General features: G+C 73.9%; 12 protein-coding genes. 9 read left to right on the top strand and 3 right to left on the bottom strand.

What is annotated here, in order from left to right; genetic code table 11:
* Positions 1–54 precede the first annotated feature (54 nt).
* Positions 55–723, top strand: a complete 669-nt coding sequence (locus tag SH587_RS00380; protein ID WP_320668554.1) for a hypothetical protein — start codon at positions 55–57, stop codon at positions 721–723.
* Here the strand turns inward: SH587_RS00380 and SH587_RS00375 are convergent.
* Together SH587_RS00375 and SH587_RS00370 are read right to left on the bottom strand one after the other, a co-directional pair.
* Positions 720–2,318, bottom strand: coding sequence for a glycosyltransferase family protein (locus SH587_RS00375; protein ID WP_320668553.1), 1,599 nt, complete (start codon positions 2,316–2,318; stop codon positions 720–722). The genes SH587_RS00380 and SH587_RS00375 overlap by 4 nt on opposite strands.
* On the bottom strand, positions 2,315–2,851 hold the full coding sequence (locus tag SH587_RS00370; protein WP_320668552.1) for a ferritin: 537 nt from the start codon (positions 2,849–2,851) through the stop codon (positions 2,315–2,317). Before SH587_RS00370 ends, SH587_RS00375 begins: the two co-directional genes overlap by 4 nt.
* A gap of 95 nt (positions 2,852–2,946) precedes the next feature.
* Between SH587_RS00370 and SH587_RS00365 the strand changes: the two genes are divergently transcribed.
* The 3 genes from SH587_RS00365 to SH587_RS00355 all read left to right on the top strand — a co-directional run bounded on the left by SH587_RS00365 (position 2,947) and on the right by SH587_RS00355 (position 5,768).
* Entirely contained in the window at positions 2,947–3,123 is a 177-nt protein-coding gene (locus SH587_RS00365) for a nucleoside/nucleotide kinase family protein (RefSeq protein ID WP_320668551.1), read from the top strand.
* 28 nt (positions 3,124–3,151) lie between these two features.
* The gene (locus tag SH587_RS00360) at positions 3,152–4,099 is read left to right on the top strand and encodes a UDP-glucuronic acid decarboxylase family protein (protein ID WP_320668550.1); all 948 of its coding nucleotides are present in this window, start codon (positions 3,152–3,154) and stop codon (positions 4,097–4,099) included.
* A gap of 106 nt (positions 4,100–4,205) precedes the next feature.
* Complete coding sequence (locus SH587_RS00355; RefSeq protein ID WP_320668549.1) at positions 4,206–5,768, top strand: sugar transferase; 1,563 nt, start codon at positions 4,206–4,208, stop codon at positions 5,766–5,768.
* Between the two features lie 24 nt (positions 5,769–5,792).
* Here the strand turns inward: SH587_RS00355 and SH587_RS00350 are convergent, their stop codons facing one another.
* The gene (locus tag SH587_RS00350) at positions 5,793–7,313 is read right to left on the bottom strand and encodes a hypothetical protein (protein ID WP_320668548.1); all 1,521 of its coding nucleotides are present in this window, start codon (positions 7,311–7,313) and stop codon (positions 5,793–5,795) included.
* Positions 7,314–7,432: 119 nt separating this feature from the next.
* On the opposite strand from SH587_RS00350, the gene SH587_RS00345 reads away from it, so the two are divergent.
* The 5 genes from SH587_RS00345 to SH587_RS00325 are packed head-to-tail and all read left to right on the top strand — an operon-like array spanning position 7,433 to position 12,141.
* The gene (locus SH587_RS00345) at positions 7,433–8,236 is read left to right on the top strand and encodes an ABC transporter permease (RefSeq protein ID WP_320668547.1); all 804 of its coding nucleotides are present in this window, start codon (positions 7,433–7,435) and stop codon (positions 8,234–8,236) included.
* Positions 8,236–9,072, top strand: coding sequence for an ABC transporter ATP-binding protein (locus SH587_RS00340; protein ID WP_320668546.1), 837 nt, complete (start codon positions 8,236–8,238; stop codon positions 9,070–9,072). Before SH587_RS00345 ends, SH587_RS00340 begins: the two co-directional genes overlap by 1 nt.
* A complete protein-coding gene (locus SH587_RS00335; RefSeq protein ID WP_320668545.1) occupies positions 9,069–9,596 on the top strand; it encodes a hypothetical protein in 528 nt (175 codons plus the stop codon). Before SH587_RS00340 ends, SH587_RS00335 begins: the two co-directional genes overlap by 4 nt.
* Positions 9,593–10,675 carry a glycosyltransferase gene (locus tag SH587_RS00330; protein ID WP_320668544.1) on the top strand — a complete coding sequence of 361 codons (1,083 nt, stop codon included), beginning with the start codon at positions 9,593–9,595 and terminating at the stop codon, positions 10,673–10,675. The genes SH587_RS00335 and SH587_RS00330 overlap by 4 nt, the downstream gene beginning before the upstream one ends.
* Positions 10,676–10,725: 50 nt before the next feature.
* Positions 10,726–12,141 carry an ATP-binding protein gene (locus SH587_RS00325; RefSeq protein WP_320668543.1) on the top strand — a complete coding sequence of 472 codons (1,416 nt, stop codon included), beginning with the start codon at positions 10,726–10,728 and terminating at the stop codon, positions 12,139–12,141.
* The last annotated feature ends 54 nt before the right edge of the window (positions 12,142–12,195 follow it).

Here is a 12,195-nt window from a genome sequence, read left to right as displayed (position 1 = left end):
CGGCGACCGCCCCGCGCGACGCGCGACCCGCGGCGAGGTGCCAGCATCTGGCCGATGCGCGCCGTCCGCTCGTTGCTCCCGCTCGCCGCGGCGCTGCCGCTGGCCCTGCCGCTGCTGAGCGCGGCACCGGCCGCGGCCCACGGCGGGATCACCATCGCCGAGGGCGGACGCGGCGGGACCCGGATCGTCGTCCAGGGCGCCGAGGCGCACACGGAGCGCGGGGCCGGGGTCGACCTGTCGACCGTCCTCGACGGGCCCGGCAGCGGCGAGGGCTCGAAGGTCGTCTACTGGGTGCGGCCGAAGACCGGCAAGAGCTTCCGCGTCCGCACCGACCGCGACGCGGGCGGCGTCCACCACGCCGAGCTGCTGACCGCCGGCCGCGGCGCCTGGCAGGACTGGGACGTGTCGGCGTTCGTGACCCTGGCGACCGGCAAGACGCTGCGGGTGACCAACGACAAGAGCGACCCGCCCGGGCCGCCGCCGGCCGAGAAGCGCGAGGCCCCGGCGACGACCACCGGCGCCACGACCACCGACAGCACCGCCTCGGCGCCGCCGGCGCCGAGCACGGAGGCCGACAGCGGCACGGTCGAGGACGTCAGCGGCGACGGCGACGGCCCGCCCGGCTGGGCGATCCCCAGCATCGTGGTGGTCGTGCTGGCCGCGCTCGGCGTGGTGCTGCTGCGCCGCCGCTCGGCCGGCGACGGCCACGGCGGCGAGGACTAGGGCCGGACGGCGGCGGTCCGCGCGCCGCCGTCGGGCAGCAGCCCGATCAGCGCGGCCGGCGCGACCGTCAGCGGCCGATCGGCGCGCCAGACGAAGACCCGGTACTGGGCGTTGCGCGTGGTCCGCACCAGCCGCAGCCCCGCGGGCACCGGCGGCGCGGGGACGGCCGGCGGCGCCTGGCGCCCCGACCGCACGGGCCGGTCGACGATCGCCACCGTCCGCACCGCCACCGGCGCCTCCGGCGGCACCGTCCGCAGCCCCGGCGCGTAGAGCGTCGAGACCAGCGGCTGGAAGCGCGAGACGAGCAGCAGCTGCGGCCCCGGCTGGCCCGCGGTGGCCGCCCGCATCGCGCCCCGCCAGTCGTCGCGGCGGTACTGGGGCGTGGCCGCGACCGCCACGATCACCGCCAGCTGGACGACCACCACGACCGCCGCCGCGAACGTGCCGCGACGGCCCAGCCGCAGCGCCCCGAGCGCGGCCAGCACCGCCAGCGGCGGGATCAGCACGACGTAGTTGCGGGTCAGGACGACGTCGAAGCCGAGCGCGACCCCGGCGATCGGCAGCGCCCAGACCAGCGCCACCAGGCCCAGCAGCGCCGTCGCCGCCGTCGGGCGCCGCTCGCGCGGCCAGGCGCCCGCCAGCACCAGCCCGGCCAGCACCAGCGCCAGCGCGATCCCGACCACGTACTCGGCCGGCGCGTCGTAGCCGATCGCCAGCTGCTTCGGCAGCTCGCCGATCCGCTCGGGCAGGCTCTTGACGCCGGCGATCGCCTCGTACATCGAGGTCGAGCGCTGGGCCAGCGCGACCGGCAGCAGCGTCGCCGCCCCGACCGCCGCGGCGGCCAGCGGCAGCAGCCGGGCAGCGCCGATCCGGGCCAGCGGCCCGCCCTCGCCGGCCGCCGTCGGGGCCGGCGCCCCGATCCGCGCGGCCAGCGACGGCCGCACCATCAGCGCCACCAGCAGCAGCGATCCGAGCGCCAGCAGCAGCCCGCCGAAGTAGTGCGTCCAGGTGGCCAGCACGGCCGCCCCCGCCCACCACCAGAGCCGCCGCGACGTCGGCGCAGCCAGCGCCGCCGCCAGCGCCAGCCAGGCCAGCGCGGCGGTCAGCAGCAGCAGGCTGTAGGCGCGCGCCTCCTGGGCGAACCACTGCCCCAGCGGGTTGACGGCGAAGAGCAGCGCCGCGAGCAGCCCGGCGACGGTCACCGGCGGGCCAAGCGGGCGCCAGTCGCGACCGCCGACCCGTCCGGCCAGCAGCGCCACCGGCACCGTCGCCGCGGCACCGGCCAGGGCCCCGAGCGAGCGCACGCCCAGCTCGCCGGTGCCGGTCAGCTGGGTCCAGCCCCAGGCGACCAGGTAGTAGAGCGGCGGGGTGTTCTCCGTCCGCTGGATCGTCGACCAGGCGTCGCCGAGCGAGCCGGAGAGGATCTGGACCGTGTAGGCCTCGTCCAGCCAGTAGCTCTGCCCGCCGGCGGTCGGCAGCCGCAGCAGCAGGGCCAGCAGCACGACGGCCGCCAGCCCCCACGCCTCGCGACCCTTGACCACGTGGCCCCGACGCGGCGCCTCCAGCGAGGCGCCGTCGACGGGAGCGGAGCTCACCCGAGGTCACCGCCGGCGGTCGGGGGCGCGCCGGTCTCGTCGTCGCCGCCGCCGAAGCCCTCGCGGGCGAGGAACTCCTCGACCCAGAGCGGGTTCTCCTTCGAGCGGGTGATCGTGGTCAGCAGGTCGGACATCGTCGAGACCTCCTCGACCTGCTCCTTCAGGAACCACTGGATGAACTGCTCGGACTGGTAGTCGCCGGCGTCGCGAGCGACCTTGGCCAGGTGCTCGATCTGGCCGGTGACCTGCTTCTCCTGCTCGAGCGCCAGCTGGACCGGCTCGACGATGTCGGCGAAGCCGTTCTTGGGCGCCGCGACGGCCGGGATCGTGACCTCGGCGTCCTGGTCGAGCAGGTACTGGACCATCTTCAGCGCGTGGCCCCGCTCCTCGACCGCCTGCTGGTAGAAGAACGCGGCCAGCCGCGGCAGCGTGTCGGCGTCGTAGTGGACCGCGACCGCGACGTACTGCTGGCTGGCGGCGAACTCGTTCGCGATCTGCTCGTTCAGGGCGGCGACGAAGGCGGGGGCGGGCATGCGCCCATCGTATCCGGGGCCGCAGCGGCCGCCGCTTCGGCCGCCCGAAGCAATTGGCGACTGCAACGGTCGGATATCGCTACCCTTGGTCGCGGATGGGCTCCACGGTCACCACCAAGAAGAAGTGCTGCAAGAGCCGGCCGCGCTGCAAGAAGTGCCCGGTGGTGTGGAAGCGGCTGGAGGCCGAGGAGCTCGCCAAGCGGCTCGGCAAGCGCGAGTACCGTCCGCTCGGCCCCGTGCCGAAGAAGGTCCTGAAGGACGCCCGCCGCTGAACGGCGCGGCCGGGTAGCCTGCGGCGCCATGGCCACCTGCCTCGTCACCGGCGGCGCCGGGTTCCTCGGGTCGCACCTCTGCGACGAGCTGCTCCGGCGCGGACACCGCGTGCTCTGCGTCGACAACCTGGAGACCGGATCGCTGCGCAACATCGCGCACATCCGCGACGACGCGTTCCGGTTCCTGCAGCTCGACATCATCGAGCCGTTCTTCGTCGACGAGCCGATCGACGTCGTCTACCACGCGGCCTCGCCGGCGTCGCCGATCGACTACCTGCGGCTGCCGCTGCACACGCTGAAGGTCGGCTCGCACGGCACCCACCACGCGCTCGGGCTGGCCAAGAAGCACCGCGCCCGCTTCCTGCTCTTCTCGACCAGCGAGGTCTACGGCGACCCCAAGGTCCACCCGCAGGAGGAGTCCTACTGGGGCCACGTCAACCCGATCGGCCCGCGCGGCGTCTACGACGAGGCGAAGCGCTACGCCGAGGCGCTGACGATGGCCTACCACCGCCAGCAGGGCGTCGACACCGCGATCGTGCGGATCTTCAACACCTACGGCGCGCGGATGCGGCCCCACGACGGCCGCGCGATCCCGACCTTCCTCCGCCAGGCGCTGGAGGAGCGGCCGATCACCGTCTTCGGCGACGGCGCTCAGACCCGCTCCTTCTGCTTCGTCGACGACCTGATCGCCGGCATCATCGCGCTGGCCGAGTCGGGCGTCCACGACCCGGTCAACGTCGGCAACCCGGACGAGTTCACGCTGCTGGAGCTGGCCAAGACGGTGATCGAGGTGACCGGCTCGCCGAGCGAGATCGTCCACCAGCCGCTGCCGACCGACGACCCGAAGCAGCGCCGGCCCGACATCACCCGCGCGAAGGAGCTGCTGGGCTGGGCGCCGAGCGTCGCCCTCCGCGAGGGCCTGGAGCGGACGATCGCCACCGCCGGCCGCAACGGCCTGCTCGGCAACCCGACCTAGGACCCGACAGCGACTCGACAGCGCGTCGAGTCGCGCCGCCGGATCGGGTGGTCGTCGCACGGGCTGATGCGACGCCGGGCTCGCACATCTGCGACGCTTGTCGTTGGTGCAGCCTGCGACACGTTCTCACGAGGCCGCCGAACGGCGATCGCCCGCGCCGGAGTCGTCGATCGACCCGAACGGGGCGAACGGGGCATCGGTCACCGCCCTGCTGCCGGCCGTCGACGTCCGAGCCAAGCGCCCAACGGCGATCCTGTTCCTGCTGCGGCTGGAGACGCTGCGGCGCGCCATGCGCCTGGGCGCGCTGCTGGCGATCGACATCTTCAGCGTCTGGGTGGCGCTGTTCGTCGCGCTGGCGCTGAAGGCGGCCTGGCTCGGCTCGTTCGACGCCAGCGCCCACGCCCACCAGGCCCGCGAGCTGGCGCCGTTCGCGATCCTCGTCGTGCTCTTCAACTTCGCCCGCCTGGGGCTCTACGGCCGCCGCAGCGAACGGCCGGGGCTGGGGAAGATCCTCACCGGCACCTTCCAGGCGATGGTCGTCTGCATGCTCTTCGCGCTGATCGACGGCCAGGAGTTCTCCAGCTACTACATCTTCTGGGGCGGCCTGATCGCGGCGATCGTCTTCATCGGCACGCTGCGGCTGGTCTACGAGAGCGCCAGCGGCTGGCTGCTGCGGCGGACCGGCCAGCAGCGACGGGCGATCCTGATCGGTCCCGCCCACCACGCCGACGCCGTCGCCGCGGCGCTGGCCGACGACGTCGACTCGGCGATCCGGGTCAGCGGCGTGCTGACCGTCGACGAGCACGACGAGCGCCCGCGCCGGGCCCGCTCGCTGGGCCAGGTCGGCGACCTGCCGGCGCTGCTCGGCCAGGGCGTCGTCGACGAGGTGATCATCGCCGACCCGGCCTTCCCGCAGGACCTCGCGCTCGAGGTCGTCGACCAGGCCCACAGTCGCGGCGTCCACGTGCGGGTGGCGCCCTCGACGATGGAGATCCTGGTCAAGCGGGCCGAGTTCCTGCCCGGCCAGACGCTGCCGCTGTTCGAGCTCAAGCCGCCGGTCTCCGAGGGCGTCGACTTCGCCATCAAGCGGGTCTTCGACCTGCTGGTCTCGACGGCGATCCTGCTGGTGCTGAGCCCGGTGCTGCTGGTGATCGCGCTGGCGATCCGCCTCACCAGCGCCGGCCCGGTGATCTACCGCTCGCGCCGGCCCGGCGTCGGCGGGCGGCCGTTCGACTGCTTCAAGTTCCGGACGATGTACCAGGACGCCGACCTCCGCCAGGCCGAGCTGGAGGAGCTGAACGAGGCCGGCGGCGCGATCTTCAAGATCCGCAACGACCCGCGCGTGACCCCGGTCGGCAAGCTGCTGCGACGGCTGTCGCTGGACGAGTTGCCGCAGCTGTTCAACGTCCTCCGCGGCGAGATGTCGCTGGTCGGCCCGCGGCCGCTGCCGCAGCGCGACTACGACCGGCTGGAGGAGTGGCACAAGAAGCGCTACCACGTGCTGCCGGGCGTGACGGGGCTGTGGCAGGTCTCGGGCCGCTCCGACCTGGACTTCGACGACATGGTCCGGCTCGACTTCCTGTACCTGGAGCGGTGGTCGGTGTCGCTCGACCTCTCGATCCTGGTCAAGACGGTCCCGGCCGTCTTCGGCCGCCGCGGCGCCTTCTGAGCGCCGCGACGACCTGACGGTCGCTCAGTCGCCGCTGGACGCCGTCGGGCGGCCGCCGACGGTGCCGTCCGCGCGGGTCGCCAGCGGCTGCTTCGGCGCGCTCGCCTCGCTGGCCGGCGCGCCGTAGAGCGTCGGGTCGAGGTAGGTCCCGGCCTCGTCGCCCGTCTTCGGAGCCACCGGCACGATCGCGTCGCGGCGGGCCTGCGGGTCGCGGCGGACGCCGGTCACCGACCACGAGACCTTCGTGTCGCCGTGCTCGCTGCGGATCGTGAAGCGCCCCTCGTCGTCGACCTCGTCGGCCACGATCGCCTGGCCGAAGCGGCCGATCGGGGTCAGGGCGTAGCGCCAGTCGCCGGCCAGCGTGGTCGCGTAGGCGGGCAGCCGCACGACCGCGCGGCCGTCGCCGTCGGTGGTGACGTTGCCCGTGTAGACGACGGTCAGGGCGTCGGTCTCGACCGGCGTGTGGGTCAGCGTTCGCTCGCTGGGGGCGCGCGGGTCGTCGATCCGGAAGCCGCTCTTGGTGCCGGTGACGGTCAGGTTGCCGTTGATCGTCACGTTGCCGTTGAAGAGGCCGGCCGTCTGGCCCTGGCCGAAGATCCCGGCGCCGCTGCCGTTGGTGACGCCCTCGACGGCGTTGCCCGGGTTGCCCGCGTTGACGTTCTCGCCGCGGACGCCGACGCCGGTGCCGCCGTTGATGCCGGTCTGGCCGAGCACGCCGATGCCGCCGAGCGGATCGGTCTGGAAGCCGCGGACGCCGTAGCCGCCCGGGCCGTCGTGGCGGCCGACCATCGCGCCGATGCCGTTGCACTTGCCGACGTTCTTCTCGCAGATCGCCCCGTTCTGGCGGGCGACGACCGCCTCGCCCGAGGAGCTGTCGCCGACCACCGCCGCCGCCGAGATCGAGCCGGTCACACCCCAGAGGGCGTTGCCGCCGCGGGTGTTGCTGAAGATGCCCGTGCCGGCGCCCGCGTGGTCGACGTCGATCACCCGCGAGCCGCTGGCCCCGTTGGTGATCTTCGCGCTCAGGACCGGGTCGTCGCCCGGCTGGGTCAAGGCGAGCGGCAGCGAGAGGTCGGCGTCGTCGCCCTTGGGTCCCTGCGGGCCGACGAGGCCCTGGGGGCCCGGGGCGCCGGTCTCGCCGCGCTCGCCCTGCGGGCCCGCGGGGCCTGCGGGACCGACCGGACCGAGCGGACCGACGGGTCCGACCGGGCCGGGGACGCCGGGGGCGCCGGCCGCGCCCGGGGCCCCCGCCGCGCCGGCGGTCCCGGCCGGGCCGGTCGCGCCGGCGGCGCCCTGCGGTCCCTGGACGGCCCAGGAGACCTTCAGCTGGCCGCGCGGGCAGCGGGCCCGCCTGGTCGAGAGGTTGAGGGTCCGGAAGGTCCGCGTGACGCAGGCGTAGAGGACGCCGGGCGTCGCCGCGGCCTTGGCCGACGCGGCCCCGGCACGGGGCGCGGCGGGGCCGGCGACGAGGGCGAGCAGGGCGGCGGCGAGGAGCAGGGCCAGCAGCGCGAGGCCGCGGGCTGATCGGTGAGGTGCGTGGTCCATCCCACCGGTCTATCGGCCGCCGCCGTGCGCGTACGTCGCATGCGGACGAACCGCCGGGGGTCGGCGGGGTCCGCCGCGCCGCGCGCGACCGGCCGAACGCGCGATGATCCTACGCGTCGATGAGCTCCACCTCGCTCACCCGCTGGTCGGACGTCCGCGGCCACGGGTTCCTCTTCCAGCAGCTGGTCCAGCGCGAGCTGCGGCAGAAGTACCAGGGCTCGGTGCTGGGTCTGGTCTGGTACCTGGTCAACCCATTGCTGCTGCTGGGGGCGTACTACCTGATGTTCGGGGTGGTGCTGAAGCCCGGCTTCCAGCACCCGGCCTACCCGCTCTTCATCATGTCGGCGATGGTCGTCTGGCTGCTGGTCAGCCAGACCCTGCCGGCGGCCGGCGACAGCCTGCTGGCCCAGGCGGCGCTGCTGCGCAAGTCCCGCTTCCCGCGCGAGATCATCCCGACCGCGGTCGTGACGGTGCAGGCGCTGACCTTCCTGGTGCTGATGGGGATCGTCGCGGTGCTGACCGTCGCCTTCCGCGGCACCCTCGACTGGCCGCTGCTGCTGCTGCCGGTGGCGACCGTGCTGCTGCTGCTCTTCGTCCAGGGGCTGGCGCTGGCGATCTCCGGCCTCCACGCCCACTTCCGCGACGTCGGCCCGATCGTCGGCGCGATCCTGGTGCCGTGGTTCTTCGTGACGCCGATCTTCTACCGGCCGACCGACATCACCGACCAGCCGTTCGCCCGCGCGGCGCTGGAGTGGGGCAACCCGGTGGCGCCGTTCGCCGAGTCGTTCCGCACGATCCTCTACGACGGCGCCGTGCCCTCGGCCGGGGCGCTGGCCTACATGGCGATCGCGGCGACCGTGGCGCTGGTCGGCGGCTGGCTGATCTTCCGCCGGCTCCAGCGCGACCTGGCGGTGATGCTCTGATGGCCGGGGGCTACGAGCAGGACGCGGTGCCGGTCGGGGCGATCCGGCTGGAGGCCGCGACCCGCAGTTTCAACGTCCAGGTCGACAGCGGCCGGACGCTGAAGGAGCTGCTGCTGCGCCGCGAGCACCGCGGCGGACCAGAGGCGGTGCCGGCGCTGCGCGGGGTCGACCTGGCGATCGAGCCGGGCGAGACGGTGGCGATCGTCGGCCGCAACGGCGCCGGCAAGAGCTCGACGCTGCGGGTGCTGGCCGGGATCGTCCCGCTCGACAGCGGCCGGGTCCGGATCGGCGGCCAGGTGGCGGCGCTGCTCGACCTGGCGGCCGGCTTCAGCCGCGACTTCTCCGGCCGCGAGAACATCCTGATGGGCGGCGCCCTCTACGGGCTGACCCGCCGCCAGGTGGAGGAGCGGCTGGAGGACATGATCGCCTTCAGCGAGCTGGGCGAGTTCGTCGACCTGCCGCTGAAGGCGTACTCGAGCGGGATGCTGGTGCGGCTGGCGTTCGCGATCGTCGCCTTCCTCGACGCCGACGTGCTGCTGATCGACGAGGTCCTGGCCGTCGGCGACGGCGCCTTCCAGCGCAAGTGCGAGGAGCGGATCGCCGCCCAGGTCAGCGCCGGCGCGACGCTGGTGCTGGTCTCGCACGACCTGGCCCTGATCGAGCGCACCTGCGCCCGCACCGTGCTGCTGGACAGCGGCGTGGTGGCGGCCGACGGCCCGACCGCCCAGGTGCTCGGCGAGTACCGCCACCTGCTGTCGGGCGAGGCGGCGCCGGTCCGCGGCACCCACCCGACGGCCGCGACCGTGCCCGTCACCGACCACGAGGAGCCCGCGTGAGACCCGAGGACGCCCTCGACGCCGCTCGCCGCCTGGCGGCCGAGCACGCGACGACGACCATCCCCGGCGACGGCCTGCGCGTCGAGCGCAGCTCCCAGCCGAGCGACGACCAGCTGCTGCAGTGGGCGGTGGTCGAGCCCGACCTGCGCGAGGTCCGCTCGACCCGGCGGCTGGGCGCGCCGGTGACGCGCACCAAGCAGGCGCTGCTGCGGCTGCTGGGCCAGTACCACGCCCAGGTGCTGTCGGTCCAGAACCGGGTCAACGTGCACCTGGCGCTGCGGTCGAGCCTGGTCCGCGACGAGCTGCGCGAGCTGCGGTCCGAGGTCGACGGCCTGCGCCGGCGGCTGCGCGAGGTCGAGGGCCAGCTGGGCGTCGAGCGCAGCGCGGCCGACGTCCGGGCCGACGAGCGCTCGGCGGTCCGCCAGGCCGAGGAGGAGGCGACCGCGCGCCGCCAGCAGCAGGCGCTGCGGGCCCAGCACGGCCTGCCGCCCCAGGACGACGCGGCGCGGGAGGGCGCGCGATGAGCATCACGGTCCACCAGGTGATCGGCGGGGCGGGGCCGTTCGACGCAATCACCACCCAGGCGATCCGCTACCGCAAGCTGTTCGACGCCTGGGGCTGGAGCGGCCAGGACACGGCGGTCCACATCGATCCGCGGGTCGGGGACGCGTTCCGCCCGATGCGCTCGCTGGTGCCGGCGGCGGGCGACGTGGTGTTCGCCCAGTACTCGGCCTACACGCCGGGCCTGAGCGAGCTGCTGCGCTGGCACGACCGCTCGCTGGTGCTGTGCCAGAACATCACCCCGCCGGAGTGGTTCTGGGCCTACGACCCGCTGACGGCGCTCCAGTGCTACCTGGGGCGGCGCGAGGCGGCGCGGGTGATGGAGTCGGCGACGGTGCCGGCCGGTGCGTCGCGCTACACGGCCGAGGAGTTCGGCGCCGACACGGTGATCCCGATCCTCTTCGAGCCCGAGCGCTACGGCGCGCCGGGACCGGACGAGCGGCCGGGGCCGGGGGGCCTGGTCGGTCCGCCGGCCGATGGTGGCGAGGTGCTGTTCGTGGGCCGGCTGTGCCCGCACAAGCGCCACGACGCGCTGATCCGCGCGGTCGCGCTGCTGCGGGCCCGGCACCGGCCGCGGGCGACGCTGCGGATCGTCGGCGAGCCGGTCAACGAGAGCTACGGCGAGATGGTGCTGCAGCTCGGCGAGCGGCTGCTGGGCGACGCCTTCACCTGGGAGCGGGGGATCAGCCAGGAGGACCTGGCCGACCGCTACCGCCATGCGCACGTGCTCTGCTGCATGTCGGAGCACGAGGGCTTCTGCGTGCCGATCCTGGAGGCCTTCCACTTCGGCCTGCCGGTCGTCGGCCGGCCCTCGGGCGGCGTCGCCGAGGTCGCGGGCGACGCGGCGATCCTGACCGAGGACGAGGACCTGGGCGTGATCGCCGGCCTGCTCGACGTGGTCCTCGGCGACGGCGACCTGCGGGCGCAGCTGCGCGAGCGCGGCCGGGCCCGGCTGGGCGTCTACGACGAGGACGCGACCGCCGGCGCGCTGAAGGCGGCGATCGAGCGGGTCGTGGCGCTGACGCCGGCGGCGGGGCGGTAGGGCCGACCCTTTGCCCTGCTCATCTCTACTTGCAATTATTGCGAGTAAAGATGAGTACGGTTCCCGTGCACGCCGCGCTCGGCGAGACGGTCGAGAACGTCGGACCAGCGCTGCTGGCGATCGGCGAGGACCAGTGGTTCGATCGCAAGTCCAGCAAGATCGCCGCGCGGTCCCTGGCCGAGGCTCTCTGCGGCATGGCGAACGCCGACGGCGGGGTGATCGTGGTCGGCCTCCACGACGGGGCCGTCGAGGGCACCGACCGCAGGATCACGCAACGCAACGGCCAGATGCAGGCGGGGGTCGACTTCTGCGTCCCGCCGGTGCACGTGAAGACCGAGCTGATCAGGTGCATCAACGCCGACGGCGTCGAGGACCACCTGCTGGTCATCGCCGTCGAGACGAGCGATGTCGTTCACGCGACCACCAAGGACGAGGTCTTCCTCCGGATCGGGGACGAGACCCGCCGGCTTGGCTTCCACCAGCGGCAGGAGCTGACCTACGACAAGGGGCAGGCGAGCTTCGAGTCCCGGGTGCTGCCGGAGGTCGGCCTGCCGGACGTCGACGTCGAGCTGCTGGCCGACTACGCGGCGGCGATCGGCAGCAGCGACGGCCTGCAGGTGCTGCGGGCGCGAGGTCTGGCGGTCGACGATCGCCTGACCGTCGCCGGGGCGCTGCTCTTCGCCCGCAACCCGCAGCGAGCGCTGCCGGAGAGCTTCGTGCGGGTGCTCCGCTACCGCGGACGCGAACGAGGCTCGGGGGCTCGGCAGCAGCTGCTGCACGACGAGCGGCTCGAGGGGCCGATCCCGTGGATCCTCGGCGCGGCGCAGGCGACGATCGAGGAGCTCCAGCCGAAGCGGCGGGCCCTGCAGGCGAACGGCCGGTTCGGAGAGGTCCCGTTGATCCCGCCCGATGCCTGGCTGGAAGGCCTGGTGAACGCGGTCGTCCACCGCTCCTACAGCGCCGGCGGCGATCACATCCGCGTCGAGATCTTCGACGACCGGCTGGAGATCTCCAGCCCGGGGCGCTTCCCCGGCCTGGTCGACCTCCGAAACCCGGAAGCCACCCTCCGCTTCGCGCGCAATCCCCGGATCGCCCGCGTCTGCTCGGACCTCCACTTCGGCCAGGAGCTCGGCGAGGGCGTCCGTCGGATCTTCGACGAGATGCGCCAGGCGGGCCTCGTCGACCCGTCCTACCGGCAGACCTCCGGCAGCGTCGAGCTGACGCTCCTGGCGGAGCCGGTCGACCGAGAGCTCGAGGCACGGCTTCCGGGCCATGCCCGCGCGATCACGTCCGCGCTGCGCGAGGCCGGCCGCCTCAGCACCGGAGAGGTCGTCGACCTGCTCGAACTCTCCCGGCCCGTCGTCCAGCGCGAGCTCGCCGCCCTCCGCGAAGCCGGCGTGATCGAGTGGGTCGGCAAGTCGCCCCGCGATCCGCGGGCGTTCTGGCGAATCGCACCGCCGACGTGACTTGCAACAAGGCCGATAAGTCTTGTTGCAAGTAGCCCCGACCCCGAGAACGAA

This window comes from Patulibacter defluvii (assembly GCF_034096925.1).
Lineage (GTDB): Bacteria > Actinomycetota > Thermoleophilia > Solirubrobacterales > Solirubrobacteraceae > Patulibacter > Patulibacter defluvii.
Note: the sequence above shows the minus strand (reverse complement) of the source record. Positions and strands in the feature narration are given on the sequence as shown.

Coding starts and splice junctions, on each gene's coding strand:
- SH587_RS00380 (WP_320668554.1), top strand. CDS start 55: ATGCGCGCCGTCCGCTCGTTGCTCCCGCTCGCCGCGGCGCTGCCGCTG.
- SH587_RS00345 (WP_320668547.1), top strand. CDS start 7,433: ATGAGCTCCACCTCGCTCACCCGCTGGTCGGACGTCCGCGGCCACGGG.
- SH587_RS00350 (WP_320668548.1), bottom strand. CDS start 7,313: ATGGACCACGCACCTCACCGATCAGCCCGCGGCCTCGCGCTGCTGGCC.
- SH587_RS00340 (WP_320668546.1), top strand. CDS start 8,236: ATGGCCGGGGGCTACGAGCAGGACGCGGTGCCGGTCGGGGCGATCCGG.
- SH587_RS00325 (WP_320668543.1), top strand. CDS start 10,726: ATGAGTACGGTTCCCGTGCACGCCGCGCTCGGCGAGACGGTCGAGAAC.
- SH587_RS00370 (WP_320668552.1), bottom strand. CDS start 2,851: ATGCCCGCCCCCGCCTTCGTCGCCGCCCTGAACGAGCAGATCGCGAAC.
- SH587_RS00365 (WP_320668551.1), top strand. CDS start 2,947: ATGGGCTCCACGGTCACCACCAAGAAGAAGTGCTGCAAGAGCCGGCCG.
- SH587_RS00330 (WP_320668544.1), top strand. CDS start 9,593: ATGAGCATCACGGTCCACCAGGTGATCGGCGGGGCGGGGCCGTTCGAC.
- SH587_RS00360 (WP_320668550.1), top strand. CDS start 3,152: ATGGCCACCTGCCTCGTCACCGGCGGCGCCGGGTTCCTCGGGTCGCAC.